Origin of the sequence: Streptococcus sp. ST16 (assembly GCF_046098135.1) — a bacterium.
Classification (GTDB): Bacteria; Bacillota; Bacilli; order Lactobacillales; family Streptococcaceae; genus Streptococcus.
Genome location: NZ_JBJUSE010000002.1, coordinates 35,861 through 55,732, shown reverse-complemented (window position 1 = coordinate 55,732; position 19,872 = coordinate 35,861). Strand labels below are relative to the sequence as shown.

Below are 19,872 nucleotides of genomic sequence, written 5' to 3'. Positions count from 1 at the left end.
GCTCCTCTTTTTCTATTGCCACAATTATGGTACAATGTAGTCATCAAAGGAGGAGACTATGTACTTTATCACAGGATTTTTTGTCCTACTTTTTCTCGTTTCGTTTTTAAGGGACAATCGCAGTCTCTGGAATCCAGCTCTCTTACTTTTGTCTCTGCTCTTTTCTTATATGTCCATTGCCAATCTTTTTTACGAAGCTGGACAGAAAGAAGTGCACATGGTTTTCTTTGCAGGGATTTTTCTTTTGCTCCCTCTTTTAGTTTTTCTAAGTGGTTTTTTCCTTATTTATAATGGATTTGTGTTATTGAAAAAAGAAGGAAAATCCAAGGCAAATTATTTGTCTCTAGGATTAGGTTGTGTGATTCTATTCTTTTTTGTGATCATGGCGATTCGAGTGAGCGATACCAAGGGCTTGTTTTATACCAATCATCTAGTGAATATTATCTTTTTCTTTTTGATTTATTCGTATTTGATTTTTGGTTTTGCCTTTGCAGGATTTCTGCTTTATTCTATCCTGTACCTTTTTATTCCTAAGAAAAAATATTATGATTTTATTATCATTCACGGAGCAGGTTTGTTGAATGGAGAAAAAGTGACTCCCTTACTGAAGAGTCGCATTGACAAGGCAGTAGAAGCTTATCACCAGTCTCTCAACCCCAATGTTCAAATCATCGCAAGTGGTGGTCGAGGTGGGGATGAGAAGATTTCCGAAGCTCAGGCAATTTGTAATTATTTGTTGGAAGAGACAGATGTTCCGAGAGAAGTGATTCTCCTAGAGGAAGACTCAACGACGACCTATGAGAATCTTCTCTTCTCAAAAGAAATGGGGGAGAAGCTGGTGGCTAGTCCACGTTTTCTCTTTGTAACCAATGATTACCATGTTTTTCGTACCAGTACCTATGCTCGTCGTATTGGGATGAAGGGAGATGGCCTTGGTTGCCGTACAGCTGCCTACTATATTCCATCGGCCTTTATTAGAGAATATATTGCTCTATGTGTGAAGATGAGATGGCTTTTTATCGCCTTCTATATTTTATTAATTTTAGCTCTGATTTTCTCCTATAGAGGTGTTCTATGGTAATATGTAAAATTCATATTGTAATTCTTGTTAGAATCTCTAAAAAATCTTGTAGTAACCCTAAGGGAAAAATTGTCACTGGTAATGAAAGAGCAGGGTAAGTGATTGTGAGTGCGGTTTTTGGAACGGCTTCATGATTGCTCGTCAATCAATTGAACAATTTCTAACCTAGTTGCAGATTTTCAGAGAGAGCCAAAAATAGGCAACTGAATATGAGTAGACTAGAATTTTACAGTCAACGACAAATAAAAATGTGAACAACAACAGAGGTTCACATTTTCTTTTTGGTCTATGGCAAAATGGCTTTTAGTTCCTTCAGGATAGTTTGCAAGGTTACGATCGCTTGCTCTCCTTGTTGTGGTTGATAGAGTAGTTGGAAATACTTGCGAATAGTTGCTTCAAATTGTTTAGGGAGGAGAGTACAATTGGTTTTTGCGTACTCCAACATTCGTTTTTCACCAGGATGGGTTTGCTCATTGAGCGCAAATAACAAGTCAAAGTAGGAAGCAAAAAATTCACTTGTACGATGATTCATACTGAGAAAATCTTGGCGTTTGATAGCTTTTTCTATTTGGTGAGAGAAGGCAGGCATGGCTTGTTCTAGCAAAAGGAGTTGCCTTTCAATGATATGCTTTTTGAGTTCCTGTGGATAGGGAATCTGGTAAGTTCTTTGGAGCGAAGCATAGTTTCCATTCGGATCGTATAGAATCTTGCTGTGGAGTAGATTATGCCACATGCAAGTTGTATAAGCATTTTGAGCTTTGTGTTGAAAAACGGTTGAGTTCAATTCTTGTTCAAACGACTCCAGAGAACGATAAATCAACTCGATTTGGATACCGTTGTTTAGTACACAGTCGTCCTCTAATTCCCAAAACTGGTTTCCAATTTCCATATAGGAGCAATAGTTGCTAAGAATGATTTGACGAGTTTTCTCGTCAATAGGTGAGTTAAGATAGACATAGACATCATAGTCAGAATTTTGATCGTAGTCTTGTCCTGCACGTGAACCACCAAGAGCGATAGCTTCTACTTGTTCCAGTTGAGAGAATTCTTTGTAAAGGTCTTGAATCATTGTTTTTCTCCTTGCTTTATGGTTTTAAAGTCATTTTACCAAAAAGTAAAACGTTTGCATAGCATTGAGTTGCCCTTTTTCATTTATAGCAAAAAATGTGAACCCTTGTTTTGAGTTCACATTTCTTTTTTTTATTCTGCGGCTTGTTGCCAACGTTTTGCTAGCATATGAGACAGGCTAGAAATGGCAAAGTTAAAGATAAAGTAAATCAAGGCAATCAGGATATAAAGACTGAAGACCTGCTCTGGTTCGAAATAACGTCCCATGAGAATTTGACTGGCGCCAAAGAGTTCTTGTAGAGCGATAACAGAGTAGAGCAGACTGGTATCCTTAATCACGGTCACAAACTGAGAAATGATAGCTGGCAGCATTTTACGGATAGCTTGTGGGAGAATGATGTAGTAGAGGATTTGGGCTGAAGTGAATCCTTGTGACATTCCTGCTTCGTACTGCCCCTTGTCCACAGCATTAAGACCACCTCGGATAATCTCAGCTAGGGCTGCTGAGGTAAAAAGGGTAAAGGCAGTGATTCCTGCTGGTGTGGACTTCATCTTAAACACCAAAAAGATAGTGAAAATCCAGAGAAGGTTGGGAACGTTACGTACAAACTCGATATAAATGCTGGAGATGATCCGCAAGACAGGATTTTTCCCATTTCTCATGACAGCTAGCACTGTTCCGATAAGGGTAGAAAGGACGATGGCAATCAGAGAAATATAGAGGGTCAAGCCGAAGCCTTTAAAGATAAAGACTAGGTTATCTGGGGTCAAAACTTCTAAAATAGATTCCATAGTAACCTCCTAAAGTGAATAGGCTTTTTTGTTGGCTTGCTCCATCTTGCGACCAAACTGGGCAACAGGGAAGCATAGAGCAAAGTAGAGTAGAGCAGCACCTAGAAAGGCTGGGATGTAGTTTCCGTTGAGAGCTGACCAAGACTTGGTCACAAACATCAAGTCCACTCCAGAGATGATAGCAACAGTTGAAGTATTCTTGATAAGGTTAACGATTTGGTTGGTCAAAGGAGGAAGGATGATACGGAAGGCCTGAGGCAAGATAATCAAGCGCATAGCACTGATATAGGTGAAACCTTGTGATAAGGCGGCCTCCATCTGACCACTAGGAATAGACTGAATCCCTGAACGAATAACCTCAGCAATATAGGCACCGTGATAGAGTCCGACGCAGAGAACAGCTGTCCAATAAATCGGAATCATGATGGTGTGTTCACTGATAAGAGGTAGACCATAAAAGACGATAACAAACTGCACCAAGAGGGGAGTATTTTGGTAAAATTCGACAAAGATGCGAGCTAGGATTCGTAAGAATGGACGTTTACTGGTCGACATAGCTCCGAAGAAGATGCCCAAAACCATGGCTAGGATAAAGGATCCAATTGCTAGGGCGAGAGTGAAGAGGAAACCATTGAAAAATTGTCCAAAATCCTGAAAATAGGCTGTCCAAGATGATAAATCTGTCATGGGGTATCCTCCTTAATCTGCAGTATGGCTAGATGGTTTAAGCTTGTAACGGTCATAAAGTTTCTGCAAACTACCATCCTTGCTCCATTTAGTGACCAAGGTATCAAGATAGTTGTTTAGCTCGGTATTTGATTTCTTGGTGACGATACCGTAGTCAGATGGCTTGAAACTATCATCTAGCAGTTCTGTACGTTTGCTGATGTAGCCAGACAGGATAGAGCGGTCCACAGAGAAGGCATCAATACGGTGAGCATGAAGGGAAGTAATCAATTCTGGGTAGGAACCAAGTTCGACGAATTTAAAGGTTAGACCTTTCTTTTTGCCCAGTTCAGTAATCAGGCGTTGGGTGATGGATCCTTGGGCAACCCCAATAGTTTTACCGTTTAGGTCCTCAATGCTTTTGATGTTGGCAGATTTATTGACCAAAAAGCCAGAAGCGTCCGTGTAGTAGGGACTTGTAAAGTTATAGAGTTTTTTGCGTTCATCTGTGATGGTGAAGGTTGCGATATCCATGTCGACTTGTTCATTGTCTAGTAGTGGACCGCGGGTTTGAGCGGTAACAGGAACGTAGCGAATCTTGACCTTGAGTTCATCCGCAATCATCTTGGCCAAGTCCGTTTCGACACCAGAATAAGTACCGGTCTTGGGATCTTTGTAACCAAAATTGGGAACGTCTTGTTTGACACCGACAACCAGTTCGCCTCTTTTTTGAATGTCTGCGACGCTGGTATCAGCCTGAACTGGTTTGGCAGCAGCAAGGCTGAAAAGGCTAATCAATAATGCGGATAAAAAGAATTTCTTTTTCATAGGCGCCTCCTTATTTGACTTTGTCACTTTCGTGGTTGATAATTTTGCTGAGGAACTGTTGGGCACGAGGTTCGCTTGGATTGTCGAAAAAGTCGTCGACATCTGTCGTATCTACTAAAACTTCTCCATCAGCCATAAAGATAATGCGGTCAGCAACCTCTCGGGCAAAGCCCATTTCGTGGGTAACGATGATCATATTCATCCCATCTTGAGCCAATTTTTGCATAACAGCCAGAACATCGCCGATGGTTTCAGGGTCAAGGGCTGATGTTGGCTCATCAAAGAGGAGGAGCTCCGGATGCATGGCAAGACCACGAGCGATGGCGATCCGTTGTTTTTGTCCACCAGATAGCATGGCTGGGTAAGAATCTTTCTTGTCCCACATATTTACAAATTCTAGATATTTTTGGGCTGTTTTTTCAGCCTCTTTTTTATCAATTCCTAGAACTTTTATGGGCGCAAGTGTTACGTTTTCTAACACAGTTTTGTGTGGATAGAGATTAAAATGCTGGAAAACCATACCGACTTCCTTGCGAAGAGGCACTAATTCTTTCTGACTAGCACCTGCTACTTGGTGTCCATTGACTAGGAGACTTCCTTTGTCAACAGCCTCTAAACCATTGATCGTACGGATAAGAGTGGACTTTCCAGAGCCTGAAGGTCCAAGCAGGACAACGACTTGTCCTTTTTCAAAACGGAGATTGATGTCGCGGAGTGCGTGGTAGTCTCCGTAATATTTTTCGACGTGTTTAAATTCTACTAAAGCCATGAGAGATCTCCTTTGTGTTAGATTTTATAACACGATTTTACAACAAAAAAATTGCCTTGTCAAATCATATCTGAAAAAGATTCACTAAAATGTTATAAAAAAGCAATCTGGATAGAGAAAATGCCTAAATCATGTTATAATGAAACGATAGAATTCTTAGAAAGAGTGGATGTTTTTTTGATAACTCCTACTTATGAATGGCAGTTTGCCCCGCAGGTTGAAGATGCGGATTTTACAAAGATAGCCAAGAAGGCTGGACTGGGTCCTGAGGTGGCTCGGTTATTATTTGAAAGAGGGATTCAGAATGAAGAAAGTCTAAAGAAGTTCTTAGAACCTTCTTTGGAAGACTTGCATGATCCCTATCTGCTCCATGATATGGACAAGGCAGTGGAGCGGATTCGTCAGGCCATTAAAGAAGGGGAAAATATCCTCATCTATGGAGACTACGATGCGGATGGTATGACTTCGGCTTCTATTGTTAAGGAAAGTTTGGAACAGCTGGGCGCAGAGTGCCGTGTTTACCTGCCTAATCGCTTTACAGATGGCTATGGCCCCAATGCCAGTGTTTATAAATATTTTATCGAGCAAGAAGGGATTTCCTTGATTGTGACAGTGGACAATGGAGTTGCGGGTCACGAAGCCATTGAACTGGCCCAATCTATGGGAGTAGATGTTATCGTGACTGACCACCATTCCATGCCTGAAACCTTACCAGATGCCTATGCGATTGTCCATCCTGAGCATCCAGGTGCGAACTATCCTTTCAAATATCTGGCTGGTTGTGGAGTTGCTTTCAAGCTGGCTTGCGCCCTTTTAGAAGAAGTGCAAGTGGAACTGCTTGATTTGGTTGCTATCGGTACCATTGCAGATATGGTGAGTTTGACGGATGAAAACCGTATCTTGGTTCAATATGGTCTAGAGATGTTGGGACATACCCAGCGCATTGGACTACAAGAAATGCTGGACATGGCTGGGATTGCTGCTAATGAAGTGACAGAAGAAACGATTGGCTTTCAGATTGCCCCTCGTTTGAATGCCTTGGGGCGATTGGACGACCCTAATCCAGCCATTGATTTGTTGACTGGATTTGATGATGAGGAAGCGCATGAGATTGCCCTCATGATTCATCAGAAAAACGAAGAGCGCAAGGAAATCGTTCAATCTATCTATGAAGACGCCAAGACCATGGTTGATCCTGAGAAGAAGGTTCAGGTCTTGGCTAAGGAAGGCTGGAATTCTGGAGTTCTGGGTATCGTGGCTGGTCGCTTGCTGGAAGAATTGGGGCAGACAGTCATCGTTCTCAATATAGAGGACGGTCGTGCCAAGGGTAGTGCTCGTAGTGTGGAAGCGGTCGATATTTTTGAGGCTCTGGATCCCCATCGAGACCTATTTATCGCATTTGGTGGCCATGCTGGTGCGGCGGGCATGACGTTGGAAGTTGAGAAACTTTCAGATTTATCTCAGGCCTTGGAAGACTATATCCGTGAAAAAGGCGCAGATGCTGGTGGCAAGAACAAGTTAAATCTAGATGAAGAGCTGGATTTGGAGACTCTTAGTTTAGAAACGGTTAAAAGCTTTGAACGGTTGGCACCTTTTGGAATGGACAATCAGAAACCTGTCTTTTATATCAAGGATTTTCAGGTCGAAAGTGCTAGAACCATGGGAGCAGGCAATGCTCACCTCAAACTGAAAATTTCTAAGGGTGAGGCGAGTTTTGAAGTGGTAGCCTTCGGACAAGGTAGATGGGCGACAGAGTTTGCTCAAACAAAAAACTTAGAATTGGCAGTCACCTTGTCTGTTAATCAATGGAATGGCCAAACTGCCCTCCAGTTGATGATGGTAGATGCGCGTGTGGAAGGTGTTCAACTCTTTAACATTCGTGGGAAGAACGCAGTCTTGCCAGAAGGGGTTCCAGTCTTGAATTTCTCTGGAAAAGTGCCAGATTTGGCGAATAGTGAAGCGGTTGTTGTAAAAACCATTCCTGAGGATATTAGCTTGCTGAAGACCATTTTTCAGGAGCAACATTTCTCTGCCGTCTATTTCAAAAATGACATTGACAAAGCCTATTATCTGACAGGTTATGGGACCAGAGAGCAGTTTGCCAAATTGTACAAGACCATTTACCAGTTTCCAGAGTTTGATATTCGCTACAAGTTGAAAGATTTGGCGGCTTATCTCAATATCCAACAAATCTTGCTGGTCAAGATGATTCAAGTCTTTGAAGAGCTAGGTTTTGTGACGATCAAAGACGGTGTCATGACAGTCAATAAAGAAGCGCCGAAAAGGGAAATTGGTGAAAGTCAGATTTACCAAAATCTCAAAGAGACCGTAAAAAATCAAGAAATGATGGCGCTGGGGACAGTGCAAGAAATGTATGACTTTTTGATGAGAAAAGAGTAGAAGTTAGGAAAGAGTTGGGTAACCAGCTCTTTTTTGAAAATAAATCTTCATTTTGAAAATAATCAAAAAAATGGTATAATGGTAGGAAAAGATTCGGCTGAAAGTTTTAGAGCTTTTAGAATAAGAGGGTGAATTCACCCTATAATCAAGATAAATTAAGTTTCGGAGGGAAAATGAGTAATATCAGTTTAACAACACTAGGTGGTGTACGAGAAAATGGGAAAAATATGTACATTGCTGAAATCGATGAATCTATCTTTGTTTTGGATGCAGGGCTTAAATACCCTGAAAATGAACAACTAGGGGTTGATGTCGTCATTCCAAACATGGACTACCTTTTTGAAAATAGCGACCGTATCGCAGGTGTCTTCTTGACCCACGGGCATGCGGATGCCATTGGTGCCCTGCCTTATCTCTTGGCAGAGGCTAAGGTGCCTGTGTTTGGTTCTGAGTTGACCATTGAGTTGGCGAAACTTTTTGTCAAAGGAAATGATACGGTTAAGAAATTCAATGACTTCCATGTGATTGATGAAAACACGGAGATTGACTTTGGGGGAACGGTGGTTTCCTTCTTCCGTACGACTCACTCCATCCCGGAAAGCCTGGGAGTTGTGTTAAAAACACCAAAAGGGAACATTGTTTACACAGGCGACTTCAAATTTGACCAGACGGCTAGTGAATCCTATGCGACGGATTTTGCACGTTTAGCCGAAATCGGCCGTGACGGTGTCTTGGCACTTCTCAGTGATTCTGCGAATGCAGACAGCAATATTCAGGTGGCGAGCGAGAGTGAAGTTGGGGATGAAATTACCCAAACCATCGCTGACTGGGACGGTCGTATCATCGTTGCAGCAGTTGCCAGCAACCTTTCTCGTATCCAGCAGGTTTTTGATGCGGCTGCGGAGACTGGTCGCCGAGTCGTTTTGACTGGATTTGATGTTGAAAATATCGTTCGTACAGCGATTCGTCTCAAAAAATTATCTTTGGCCAACGAAAGTTTGTTGATTAAACCAAAAGAAATGTCTCGTTTTGAAGACCATGAATTGATTATCCTAGAGACAGGTCGTATGGGTGAACCCATCAATGGACTTCGCAAGATGTCCGTTGGGCGCCACCGTTATGTAGAAATCAAGGATGGGGACTTGGTTTATATTGTAACAACTCCATCCACCGCCAAAGAAGCGGTTGTGGCTCGCGTTGAAAATATGATTTACCAAGCTGGTGGTGTGGTAAAACTCATTACCCAGAGTTTGCGAGTATCCGGACACGGAAATGCGCGTGATTTGCAGTTGATGATCAATCTTTTGCAACCGAAATATCTTTTCCCTGTCCAAGGGGAGTACCGTGAGTTGGATGCGCATGCCAAGGCTGCTATGGCAGTTGGAATGTTGCCAGAGCGTATTTTCATCCCTAAAAAGGGAACGACCATGTCCTATGAACATGGAGACTTCGTCCCAGCTGGAGCAGTTTCTGCAGGCGATGTCATGATTGATGGAAATGCCATTGGTGATGTTGGGAATGTCGTTCTTCGCGACCGTAAGGTCTTGTCAGAGGATGGAATCTTTATCGTGGCTATCACTGTTAACCGTCGTGAGAAGAAGATTGTGGCTAAGGCTCGTGTTCACACGCGTGGATTTATCTACCTTAAGAAGAGTCGCGACATTCTCCGTGAAAGTTCCGAATTGATTAACCAAACGGTAGAAGAGTATCTTCAAGGTGATGACTTTGATTGGGCAGATCTCAAAGGCAAGGTTCGTGACAATCTGACCAAGTACCTCTTTGATCAAACCAAGCGTCGCCCAGCAATCTTGCCAGTCGTGATGGAAGCAAAATAATAAGCAGAATACCTACAGAAAAAGTCGAAATTCGGCTTTTTCTTATAGAATAGTAAAAGGAGAGATTCATGGCGGTTATGAATATTGAGTATTACTCAGAAGTTTTGGATATGGAGTGGGGTGTTACCGTACTCTATCCAGATGGCAGTCGGGTGACTGAACCAGATTGCACAGATATTCCTGTCCTTTATCTTTTGCACGGAATGTCAGGAAATCAAAATAGCTGGCTCAAGCGAACTAATGTCGAACGCTTGTTGCGCGGGACCAATCTCATTGTCATCATGCCCAATACAAATAATGGCTGGTACACAGATACTCAGTATGGCTATAACTACTATACAGCTCTAGCAGAAGAACTCCCCCAAGTCATGAAACGTTTCTTCCCCAATATGACCAGCAAGCGAGAAAAAACCTTCATAGCAGGTCTCTCCATGGGTGGCTATGGTTCCTTCAAGCTGGCTCTCGCAACCGATCGTTTTTCTCATGCGGCTAGTTTTTCTGGTGCACTCAGTTTTCAGGAATTCTCTCCTGAAAGTCAGGATTTGGGATCGCTTGCCTACTGGAGAGGAGTTTTTGGAGAAATCAAAGACTGGACAGCTAGTCCTCATTCGCTTGAAAGCATGGCTGCAAAGTCCGATCAAAAGACCAAACTATGGGCTTGGTGTGGGGAGCAAGACTATCTCTACTCTGCCAATAATCTCGCAGTGAAAAACCTCAAAAAGCTTGGTTTTGAAGTAACCTATAGTCACAGTCCAGGTAAGCACGAGTGGTACTACTGGGAAAAACAATTGGAACGTTTTTTGGCTACTCTACCAATTGACTTTGTCTTGGAAGAGCGCTTATCTTAGTTTTAGGTTTCTTTCAGCTTTCTTCAGTAAAATAGAGAATCTATCTTGATCAAGTAGAATGTGATTTTAAGATAGGTTCTTATTTTTATGAAAGGTGGAGCGTCATGTTCTGGATTATTCGATTATTCTTTCGATTTTTTTGGGGAATTTGGCGTCTCTTCTGGCGTCTGGTTTGGACTGTGGTCATTCTACTTCTCATTGCCTTTGGAGTGCTTTGGTACCTGACTGGTGATTTTCATTCTGCAGTCAATCAGGTTGAAAAAATGAGCCAGATTGGTCAAGGTGGCTGGAATCAATGGAAGGAGACGGGAACGCTGGAAGTCTTGTCTCAGACAGACAGTCACCAACATGCAGAAGGCAGGTGGGCCCAGGCCTCGGCTCGCATCTATATTGAACCTCAAATGGATGAGACCTTTCAAGGTGCCTATGCAGAAGCTATAAAAAACTGGAATCAAACGGGAGCCTTTACCTTTGAGGTGGTTGCGGATCCTAGTCAGGCAGATATTGTGGCAAGTGAGATGAATGATGGATCGACTGCTGTAGCAGGTCAAGCCGAGAGTCAAACTAATTTGTTAACCAAACAATTTATATCCGTAACGGTTCGCCTGAATCACTATTATCTATCCAATCCAAACTATGGTTATTCTTATGAACGGATTGTGCACACGGCGGAGCACGAGCTAGGGCATGCCATCGGATTGGATCATACCAACGAAACTTCTGTCATGCAGCCAGCAGGTTCCTACTATGGAATTCAGCCTCGGGATGTGAAAGCTGTTCAAGAACTCTATACCAGTAGCGACTAGCTGAAGTTGGTACAATCTAAAATAAAATCAAAGCTCCTCCATCAAGTGATTGGTGGGGCTTTTTGTTCGTCCTGTTACGGCCTTTTTGCTATAATGGAACTATGAACAACTTGATCAAATCAAAACTAGAGCTCTTACCAACCAGCCCTGGTTGCTACATTCACAAGGATAAAAATGGTACTATTATCTATGTAGGAAAGGCTAAAAATCTGCGCAATCGCGTGCGGTCTTATTTCCGTGGAAGTCATGATACCAAGACAGAGGCTCTGGTATCTGAGATTGTGGATTTTGAATTTATCGTCACTGAGTCCAATATTGAGGCACTTCTCCTAGAAATCAATCTCATCAAGGAAAACAAGCCCAAGTACAATATCATGCTAAAGGACGACAAGTCTTATCCTTTCATCAAAATCACCAATGAGCGTTATCCTCGTTTGATTATCACCCGTCAGGTCAAGAAGGACGGAGGACTCTACTTTGGCCCTTATCCAGATGTGGGGGCGGCCAATGAAATCAAGCGACTACTGGATCGGATTTTTCCTTTTCGTAAGTGTACCAACCCGCCCTCTAAGGTTTGTTTTTACTATCATATTGGCCAATGTATGGCCCATACCATCTGTAAAAAAGATGAGGCCTATTTCAAGTCCATGGCTCAGGAGGTTTCTGATTTTCTAAAAGGACAGGATGACAAAATCATCGATGACCTCAAGGGGAAGATGGCAAAGGCAGCCAAAAGTATGGAGTTCGAACGTGCGGCGGAATACCGTGACCTGATTCAGGCGATTGGAACGCTTCGGACCAAGCAACGGGTTATGGCCAAAGATCTTCAAAATCGCGATGTTTTTGGCTACTATGTGGATAAGGGCTGGATGTGTGTTCAGGTTTTCTTTGTCCGTCAAGGCAAGCTCATTGAGCGGGATGTCAATCTCTTCCCTTACTACAACGATCCGGACGAGGACTTTTTGACCTATGTAGGACAATTCTATCAAGAAAAATCCCACCTAGTTCCCAACGAGGTATTGATTCCACAGGATATCGATGAAGAAGCTGTCAATGCCTTGGTGGATACCAAGATTCTCAAGCCCCAGCGTGGTGAGAAAAAACAACTGGTCAATCTAGCTATAAAGAATGCTCGAGTCAGCCTAGAGCAGAAATTTAATCTGCTAGAGAAATCTGTCGAAAAGACACAGGGAGCTATTGAAAATCTAGGACGCTTGCTCCAAATCCCGACTCCGGTTCGCATCGAGTCCTTCGATAACTCTAATATCATAGGAACTAGTCCGGTGTCTGCCATGGTGGTCTTTGTTAATGGTAAACCAAGTAAAAAAGACTACCGTAAGTACAAGATAAAAACGGTTGTGGGTCCAGACGATTATGCTAGCATGCGAGAGGTCATTCGCAGGCGTTATAGTCGAGTTCAACGTGACGGTTTGACTCCTCCTGATTTGATTGTCATTGATGGGGGACAAGGTCAAGTCAATATCGCTAAGCAAGTCATCCAAGAAGAGCTAGGTTTGGATATCCCAATTGCAGGTCTGCAAAAGAATGACAAGCACCAAACCCATGAACTGCTCTTTGGAGATCCACTGGAGGTGGTGGAGTTGTCTCGCAATTCTCAGGAATTTTTCCTCCTCCAACGCATTCAAGATGAGGTGCACCGCTTTGCCATCACCTTCCATCGCCAACTACGCTCGAAAAATTCCTTTTCATCACAACTGGATGGGATTGAAGGTCTGGGACCTAAACGCAAGCAAAATATCATGAAGCATTTCAAGTCTCTCACTAAAATCAAGGAAGCTAGTGTGGATGAAATTGTCGAAGTTGGTGTGCCGAGAGCAGTCGCAGAAGCTGTGCAGAGAAAGTTGAACCCTCAGGAAGAAGTGGAGTTGGCTCAAGTGGCGGAACCATTAAAAGAATTAGAATAAGTAGCTAGATAGAAAGTAGAAGAAATGAATAGGATTGAGATTGACAGAGATATACTCCTTTTTTTACGATTTGCTTACTTTGGGAATTCAAAAGATTTATTTTTGGCTGCAACTACTCGAGCCTATCTTGATTTTAATCGAACCTTGCGATTTCATGGCATGCTAGATGAACAGCGCTTGGAGATGAGAAATCGGGCCTCTAAGTGTATCAAAGAAGCGATTTTAAATCTCTTGAATCGGGACAAGCTGTGTCAAACTGATTTTGATAGTTGGCATCATAGGACTTGTGATGTTCTGATAGATTGCTATCGCTCAAATGGGATTCGATTCACTTATGGTCATGCTCAAAAGTGGATTAATATGACGTTCAAGTATCTGTATATGCTTGAAGCTGTACCCCTAGACTTCGTTTTTCCTTTTTTACACGTACCGATAGATAACATCGTGTTAGAGAGGGCTAATAAAAAGTTGTGTATCCCAAGACCTTCTCAAGTGTGGAGTAGTTGGGGAGATTACGCTTTCTATCTTCAATATCAAGAACATTTGAGACAAAAAGTAGGCAAGGAAAATCCTCTTCGTTGGGAGTTTCACAATTGGCTAGATGAAATAGAAAAAGGAAAATCATCATGAACCATAAAATCGCAATTTTATCAGATATTCATGGCAATGTGACAGCGCTAGAAGCGGTGATTGCAGATGCTAAAACTCAAGGAGCCAGTGAATATTGGCTTATGGGAGATATTTTTCTTCCTGGTCCAGGTGCAAATGACCTAGTCTCCCTGCTAAAAGGCCTTCCTATCACAGCAAGTGTTCGAGGCAATTGGGATGATTGTGTCCTTGAGGCTTTAGATGAGCAATATGGCTTGGAAGACCCACAGGAAGTTCAGCTCTTACGTATGACACAGTATTTGATGGAGCGAATGGATCCTGCAACGATTGTCTGGCTACGAAGCTTGCCTTTGCTGGAAAAGAAAGAAGTTGACGGACTGCGCTTTTCTCTCTCTCATAATTTGCCAAATAAGAACTATGGTGGTGACTTGTCTGTTGGGAATAACACAGATAAATTTGACCAACTCCTAGATGAGGAAACGGACGTGGCAGTCTATGGTCATGTCCACAAGCAGTTGCTTCGTTACGGCAGTCAAGGGCAACAAATCATCAATCCAGGTACGATTGGCATGCCCTATTTTGATTGGGAGGCGTTAAAAAATCACCGTGCCCAGTACGCCGTGATAGAAGTAGAAGATGGGGAATTGATCAATATCCAATTCCGTAAGGTTTCTTATGATTATGAAGCGGAGTTAGAATTGGCTAAGTCTCAGGGCCTTCCCTTTATCGAAATGTATGAAGAACTACGTCGTGAAGATAACTATCAGGGGCACAATCTGGAACTCTTAGCTAGTTTAATCGAAAAGCATGGGTATGTAGAGGAGGTAAAGAATTATTTTGATTTCTTGCAAAGTGAGAAATAAAATGGACGCCCTTAATTTGAAGTGAGGTTTGTAGCCGAATCGCTTAGAAAAGAGTCAGACGATAAGGAAGAAAAGATGGCTTAGCTAAAGTTTGACATTGAAATTATTTTGTTATACAATGAACTCAATTCTTAATAAAAAGGAGATCATTATGAAGAAAATTATTACAGCCAGTATGGCTCTTTTATCTGTTATTGTTTTAGCAGCATGTTCAGGGAAAACAACGTCTGATTCTTCGACTAAGGCTTCAAGCTCTATAGAACAAACTTCTTCTTCAGAGACCTCATCAACAACGTCTAGTTCAAAGACAGAAAATAATGAGGTTGTTTTGATCACCGATGAAGAAATTGACAATGCTAAAACTGTTGGAGATGTGAAGAAAATCTTTGGTAAATTAGTCGACAATTATAAAAAGCATGCAGTTGAAATTGGGGAAAAAATTCCAGAGAGTGGAAAAGAAGCATATAACGCCCAAGTTGAACCAGCGCTTAAGTCTATGGAGACTGTAAGAGAGTCATTTAACGAAAGCCTTTCAAGTATTGGTTCTGATGATACAGTAGTGCCAGAACAAACGCGTACTCTATTTGTTCAACAGTTGAAAACTGGACGTGACACAATGAAGAAAGCGCTGGAAGCGGCTTATAAAGCAATTGCTCCATATACATCTGGTCAATAATATAAGAAAGTAGGTGTTCGATCACCTGCTTTTTGATTGCTTCAAATCTAAAGCGATACCTACTTAAATAGCTCCAAATTAATAGCAGAGAGTTTGAAAGAAGTACTAACTCTATGAAAAATATCTGCAAGCTCTTTCAAAATATGGTAAAATGGAAGCAGTAGAATTAGAAAAGGAAATCGATTATGAAATTTCTTGAATTAAACAAAAAACGTCATGCTACCAAGCATTTCACTGATAAGCCAGTTGACCCTAAAGATGTGCGTACGGCTATCGAAATCGCAACTTTGGCCCCAAGTGCCCACAATAGCCAGCCATGGAAATTTGTGGTGGTTCGTGAGAAAAATGCTGAATTGGCAAAATTAGCTTATGGTTCGAACTTTGAGCAGGTGTCATCAGCACCTGTAACCATTGCCTTGTTTACCGATACAGACCTAGCCAAACGTGCTCGCAAGGTTGCTCGTGTCGGTGGTGCAAAGAATTTCTCAGAAGAGCAACTTCAATATTACATGAAAAATTTGCCTGCTGAATTTGCGCGTTATAGTGACCAGCAGGTCAGTGACTACCTAGCCCTCAATGCAGGTTTAGTTGCCATGAACTTGGTTCTCGCTTTGACAGACCAAGGAATCGGTTCTAACATTATCCTTGGATTTGACAAATCAAAAACCAATGAGGTTTTGGACATTGAAGAGCGTTTCCGCCCAGAACTCTTGATTACGGTAGGTTATACAGATGAAAAATTAGAACCAAGCTACCGCTTGCCAGTAGATGAAATCATCGAGAAAAGATAGAAGGAAGAAAAAAATGACAGCAATTGATTTTACAGCAGAAGTAGAAAAACGCAAAGAAGACCTCTTGGCTGACTTGTTTAGCCTTTTGGAAATTAACTCAGAACGTGATGACAGCAAGGCGGATGCTAATCATCCATTTGGACCTGGTCCAGTAAAAGCCTTGGAAAAATTCCTTGAAATTGCAGACCGCGATGGCTATCCGACTAAAAATGTTGATAACTATGCAGGACATTTTGAGTTTGGTGAAGGAGAAGAAGTTCTCGGAATCTTTGCCCATATGGACGTGGTGCCAGCTGGTAGCGGTTGGGACACAGACCCTTATACACCAACTATCAAAGATGGCCGCCTCTATGCGCGTGGTGCTTCAGATGACAAGGGTCCTACAACAGCTTGTTACTATGGTTTGAAAATCATCAAAGAATTGGGCCTTCCAACTTCTAAAAAAGTTCGTTTCATCGTCGGAACAGACGAAGAATCAGGTTGGGCAGACATGGATTACTACTTTGAACATGTAGGACTTGCGAAACCAGACTTCGGTTTCTCTCCAGATGCTGAATTCCCTATCATCAACGGTGAAAAAGGAAATATCACAGAATATCTTCACTTTGCGGGTGAAAATACTGGCGCTGCCCGTCTTCACAGTTTTACAGGTGGTTTACGTGAAAACATGGTACCAGAGTCAGCAACAGCAGTTGTTTCAGGTGATTTGACTGACTTGCAAGGGAAACTAGATGCCTTTGTTGCAGAGCACAAGCTTAGAGGAGAAATCCACGAAGAAAACGGTCAGTACAAGGTGACTGTGATTGGTAAATCTGCCCACGGTGCTATGCCTGCTTCAGGTGTCAATGGAGCTACTTACCTAGCACTCTTCCTCAGCCAATTTGACTTTGCTGGACCAGCAAAAGACTACCTTGATGTTGCTAGTAAGATTCTCTTGAATGACCATGAAGGTAAAAACTTAAAAGTGGCTCATGTGGATGAAAAAATGGGTGTCCTTTCTATGAATGCGGGTGTCTTCCGCTTTGATGAAGCAAGTGCTGACAATACCATTGCCCTCAACTTCCGTTATCCAAAAGGAACAAGCCCAGAGCAAATCAAGTCAATCCTTGAAAATTTGCCAGTTGCTTCTGTTAGCCTTTCTGAACGCGGTCACACACCTCACTATGTGCCAATGGAAGATCCACTTGTACAAACCTTGTTGAATGTTTATGAAAAACAAACTGGTCTTCAAGGTCACGAGCAAGTCATCGGTGGTGGTACCTTTGGTCGCTTGCTGGAACGTGGGGTTGCCTATGGTGCGATGTTCCCAGACTCAATTGACACTATGCACCAAGCCAACGAATTTATCGCCTTGGACGATCTCTTCCGAGCAGCAGCAATCTATGCAGAAGCTATCTATGAATTGATCAAATAAAACGATAGAAGTCTGAGATTTTATGCTTAGACTTCTTTTTGGAGGGAAAACAGATGTCTCAAATCGAAAGAATCAAGCAAGCTATTATGGCTGATTCACAGAATGCCAGCTACACAGAACGCGGAATCGAACCTCTCTTTGCGGCTCCAAAAACTGCTCGCATCAATATTGTCGGTCAAGCTCCGGGGTTTAAAACGCAAGAAGCTGGGATTTATTGGAAGGATAAGAGTGGTGATCGTCTGCGTGAGTGGCTAGGTGTAGATGAAGATACCTTTTACAATTCGGGCTTGTTTGCAGTTATTCCCATGGACTTTTATTTCCCAGGACATGGCAAATCAGGCGACCTTCCACCCCGTAAAGGCTTTGCCGAAAAATGGCACCCACAACTCCTCAAGGAATGTCCAAATATTGAATTGACACTTTTGATTGGGCAATATGCCCAAGCCTATTATTTACATGAGAAAATTAGTGGCAAGGTAACAGAAAGGGTAAAACATTACCAGAACTACTTGCCGACCTATTTTCCACTAGTTCATCCCTCACCACGAAATCAAATCTGGATGGCTAAAAATCCTTGGTTTGAGTCAGAAGTGGTGCCAGAGTTGCAAAGAAGAATTAAAACGATTTTAGGAGAAAAAGAATGAAAGAAATCTCCTTCGATGAATTTTATCAGCTTTACCAAAATGGTCAGCTTTCTCTAGTGGACGTGAGAGAAATAGAAGAGTTCAAGATGCTTCATTTAGAAGGTGCACACAACTTACCGCTTAGTCAACTGGCTGATACTTATGAGCAGTTGGGTAAGGAGCAGTTACATTATGTTATTTGTAAATCTGGGATGAGATCAGCTCGTGCTTGCCAGTTTTTAGAGGAGCATGGATATAAGGTCATCAATGTTCAAGGTGGCATGACGGCCTTTGAAAATCTTTAAAATTTTGCATTTCTCCTACTTGGTGTGTACTAGGTAGGAGAATTTTATTTTTAGATAATTCTTATTTTTAAAAATATTGAAAACATTCAATATTTACTTCGTGATGCTTTTTTCATACTCTTATTCGTGATATACTAGGTCAGTATTTTAGAAATATGAAGGAGATTCTTTATGGCTAAAAAAGGTGCCCTAACAGGTTTGCTCCTGTTTGGAATATTTTTTGGTGCGGGGAACTTGATTTTTCCGCCTTCTCTAGGTGCCCTATCTGGAGAACGTTTTCTTCCTGCCATTGCAGGTTTTGTCTTTTCAGGCGTCGGTATCGCCGTTTTGACTCTCATTATTGGAACTCTCAATCCTAAGGGATACATTTATGAGATTTCTAAGAAAATCTCACCTTGGTTTGCGACGCTTTATCTCGCAGTCCTATATTTATCAATTGGTCCCTTCTTTGCCATTCCACGTACAGCCACAACAGCTTACGAAGTCGGGATTAGCCCCCTTTTATCAGATGCGAATAAAGGACTTGGATTGATTGTCTTTACCGTACTATATTTTGCAGCGGCTTATTTGATTTCACTCAATCCATCAAAGATTTTGGATCGGATCGGACGTATCTTGACACCAGTCTTTGCTTTGTTGATCGTTATCTTGGTTGTACTAGGTGCCTTCAAGTATGGTGGAACAAGTCCTCAAGCGGCCTCAGAAGCCTATCAATCCTCTGCTTTTGGGACAGGTTTCCTAGAAGGGTATAATACCTTGGATGCTCTTGCTTCAGTCGCCTTTAGTGTGATTGCTGTTCAAACCTTGAAACAACTTGGATTCTCAAGTAAGAAAGAGTACATTTCAACTATTTGGGTGGTTGGAATCGTCGTAGCCCTTGCCTTTAGTGCTCTTTACATCGGTTTAGGATTTCTCGGAAATCACTTCCCAGTACCGGCAGAAGTGATGAAGGGTGGAACACCAGGCGTTTATATCTTGTCACAAGCAACTCAGGAAATCTTTGGTTCAACAGCTCAACTCTTCCTTGCTGTTATGGTAACTGTAACCTGCTTCACAACGACAGTTGGCTTGATTGTGTCTACAGCTGAGTTCTTTAATGGACGTTTCCCACAAATCAGCTACAAGGTCTATGCAACTGTCTTTACCTTGATTGGACTTGCCATTGCCAACCTCGGTCTGGATGCAATCATCAAGTACTCAGTTCCAGTATTAGTAATCTTGTACCCAATCACCATCGCCATTGTGATGATCGTGATTGTTAATAAGTTTGTGCCCCTATCAAAACCGGGCATGCAGTTAACCATTGGGCTTGTTACAGCGATTGCTCTTGCAAGCGTCCTTGGAAGTTCTTTTAAGATTGAGTTTCTAGCAAATCTCGTCAATGCTCTTCCATTTGCAGCTGCCTCTCTACCATGGTTGGTGCCAGCTATCATCGGTATCTTGCTTTCCTTGGTCCTTCCTAACAAGCAAGAGAGTGATGTTTTTGAGATGGAATAAAAAATAGAAATCACTTTTGTAAGTCAACTCTACAGGAGTGATTTTTCTTTTTTCCTCTCTACTAAAATGTGCTATA

General features: G+C 42.2%; 19 protein-coding genes. 14 read left to right on the top strand and 5 right to left on the bottom strand.

Annotation, left to right across the window (positions count from 1 at the left end):
* Positions 1-58 precede the first annotated feature (58 nt).
* Positions 59-1,081 carry a YdcF family protein gene (locus ACIY14_RS02000; protein ID WP_409001327.1) on the top strand — a complete coding sequence of 341 codons (1,023 nt, stop codon included), beginning with the start codon at positions 59-61 and terminating at the stop codon, positions 1,079-1,081.
* A 286-nt stretch (positions 1,082-1,367) separates the two neighbouring features.
* Here the strand turns inward: ACIY14_RS02000 and ACIY14_RS01995 are convergent, their stop codons facing one another.
* The 5 genes from ACIY14_RS01995 to ACIY14_RS01975 all read right to left on the bottom strand — a co-directional run bounded on the left by ACIY14_RS01995 (position 1,368) and on the right by ACIY14_RS01975 (position 5,204).
* Complete coding sequence (locus tag ACIY14_RS01995) at positions 1,368-2,150, bottom strand: DUF4037 domain-containing protein (protein ID WP_409001326.1); 783 nt, start codon at positions 2,148-2,150, stop codon at positions 1,368-1,370.
* Between the two features lie 131 nt (positions 2,151-2,281).
* Positions 2,282-2,941: an amino acid ABC transporter permease gene (locus ACIY14_RS01990; RefSeq protein WP_084944379.1), complete on the bottom strand. Its 660-nt coding sequence runs from the start codon at positions 2,939-2,941 to the stop codon at positions 2,282-2,284.
* Between the two features lie 9 nt (positions 2,942-2,950).
* Positions 2,951-3,628: an amino acid ABC transporter permease gene (locus tag ACIY14_RS01985; protein WP_000131124.1), complete on the bottom strand. Its 678-nt coding sequence runs from the start codon at positions 3,626-3,628 to the stop codon at positions 2,951-2,953.
* Between the two features lie 12 nt (positions 3,629-3,640).
* Complete coding sequence (locus tag ACIY14_RS01980) at positions 3,641-4,435, bottom strand: transporter substrate-binding domain-containing protein (RefSeq protein ID WP_409001325.1); 795 nt, start codon at positions 4,433-4,435, stop codon at positions 3,641-3,643.
* 10 nt (positions 4,436-4,445) lie between these two features.
* Positions 4,446-5,204 (bottom strand): amino acid ABC transporter ATP-binding protein, encoded by a 759-nt coding sequence (locus tag ACIY14_RS01975; protein WP_409001324.1) that lies wholly within the window; start codon positions 5,202-5,204, stop codon positions 4,446-4,448.
* Positions 5,205-5,381: 177 nt separating this feature from the next.
* Here ACIY14_RS01975 and recJ point away from each other — a divergent pair, with 177 nt between their 5' ends.
* The 13 genes from recJ (at position 5,382) to brnQ (ending at position 19,796) form a co-directional block, all read left to right on the top strand.
* Positions 5,382-7,604 (top strand): single-stranded-DNA-specific exonuclease RecJ, encoded by a 2,223-nt coding sequence (recJ, locus tag ACIY14_RS01970; protein ID WP_409001442.1) that lies wholly within the window; start codon positions 5,382-5,384, stop codon positions 7,602-7,604.
* Positions 7,605-7,777: 173 nt separating this feature from the next.
* Positions 7,778-9,439 carry a ribonuclease J gene (locus ACIY14_RS01965; protein WP_084852593.1) on the top strand — a complete coding sequence of 554 codons (1,662 nt, stop codon included), beginning with the start codon at positions 7,778-7,780 and terminating at the stop codon, positions 9,437-9,439.
* A gap of 68 nt (positions 9,440-9,507) precedes the next feature.
* Positions 9,508-10,287, top strand: coding sequence for an alpha/beta hydrolase (locus ACIY14_RS01960; protein ID WP_409001323.1), 780 nt, complete (start codon positions 9,508-9,510; stop codon positions 10,285-10,287).
* 104 nt (positions 10,288-10,391) lie between these two features.
* The gene (locus ACIY14_RS01955; protein WP_409001322.1) at positions 10,392-11,093 is read left to right on the top strand and encodes a M57 family metalloprotease; all 702 of its coding nucleotides are present in this window, start codon (positions 10,392-10,394) and stop codon (positions 11,091-11,093) included.
* 101 nt (positions 11,094-11,194) lie between these two features.
* Entirely contained in the window at positions 11,195-13,018 is a 1,824-nt protein-coding gene (uvrC, locus tag ACIY14_RS01950) for an excinuclease ABC subunit UvrC (RefSeq protein ID WP_409001321.1), read from the top strand.
* A gap of 24 nt (positions 13,019-13,042) precedes the next feature.
* Positions 13,043-13,648, top strand: coding sequence for a hypothetical protein (locus ACIY14_RS01945; protein WP_409001320.1), 606 nt, complete (start codon positions 13,043-13,045; stop codon positions 13,646-13,648).
* Positions 13,645-14,490 carry a metallophosphoesterase family protein gene (locus tag ACIY14_RS01940; protein WP_409001319.1) on the top strand — a complete coding sequence of 282 codons (846 nt, stop codon included), beginning with the start codon at positions 13,645-13,647 and terminating at the stop codon, positions 14,488-14,490. Before ACIY14_RS01945 ends, ACIY14_RS01940 begins: the two co-directional genes overlap by 4 nt.
* Positions 14,491-14,641: 151 nt before the next feature.
* The gene (locus ACIY14_RS01935; protein ID WP_409001318.1) at positions 14,642-15,166 is read left to right on the top strand and encodes a hypothetical protein; all 525 of its coding nucleotides are present in this window, start codon (positions 14,642-14,644) and stop codon (positions 15,164-15,166) included.
* Between the two features lie 185 nt (positions 15,167-15,351).
* Positions 15,352-15,957, top strand: a complete 606-nt coding sequence (locus ACIY14_RS01930; RefSeq protein ID WP_409001317.1) for a nitroreductase family protein — start codon at positions 15,352-15,354, stop codon at positions 15,955-15,957.
* Between the two features lie 13 nt (positions 15,958-15,970).
* Positions 15,971-17,371, top strand: a complete 1,401-nt coding sequence (pepV, locus tag ACIY14_RS01925; RefSeq protein WP_409001316.1) for a dipeptidase PepV — start codon at positions 15,971-15,973, stop codon at positions 17,369-17,371.
* Positions 17,372-17,424: 53 nt separating this feature from the next.
* Positions 17,425-18,015 (top strand): uracil-DNA glycosylase family protein, encoded by a 591-nt coding sequence (locus ACIY14_RS01920; protein WP_409001315.1) that lies wholly within the window; start codon positions 17,425-17,427, stop codon positions 18,013-18,015.
* A complete protein-coding gene (locus ACIY14_RS01915; RefSeq protein ID WP_409001314.1) occupies positions 18,012-18,299 on the top strand; it encodes a rhodanese-like domain-containing protein in 288 nt (95 codons plus the stop codon). Before ACIY14_RS01920 ends, ACIY14_RS01915 begins: the two co-directional genes overlap by 4 nt.
* Positions 18,300-18,470: 171 nt before the next feature.
* Positions 18,471-19,796, top strand: coding sequence for a branched-chain amino acid transport system II carrier protein (gene brnQ, locus ACIY14_RS01910; RefSeq protein ID WP_409001313.1), 1,326 nt, complete (start codon positions 18,471-18,473; stop codon positions 19,794-19,796).
* The last annotated feature ends 76 nt before the right edge of the window (positions 19,797-19,872 follow it).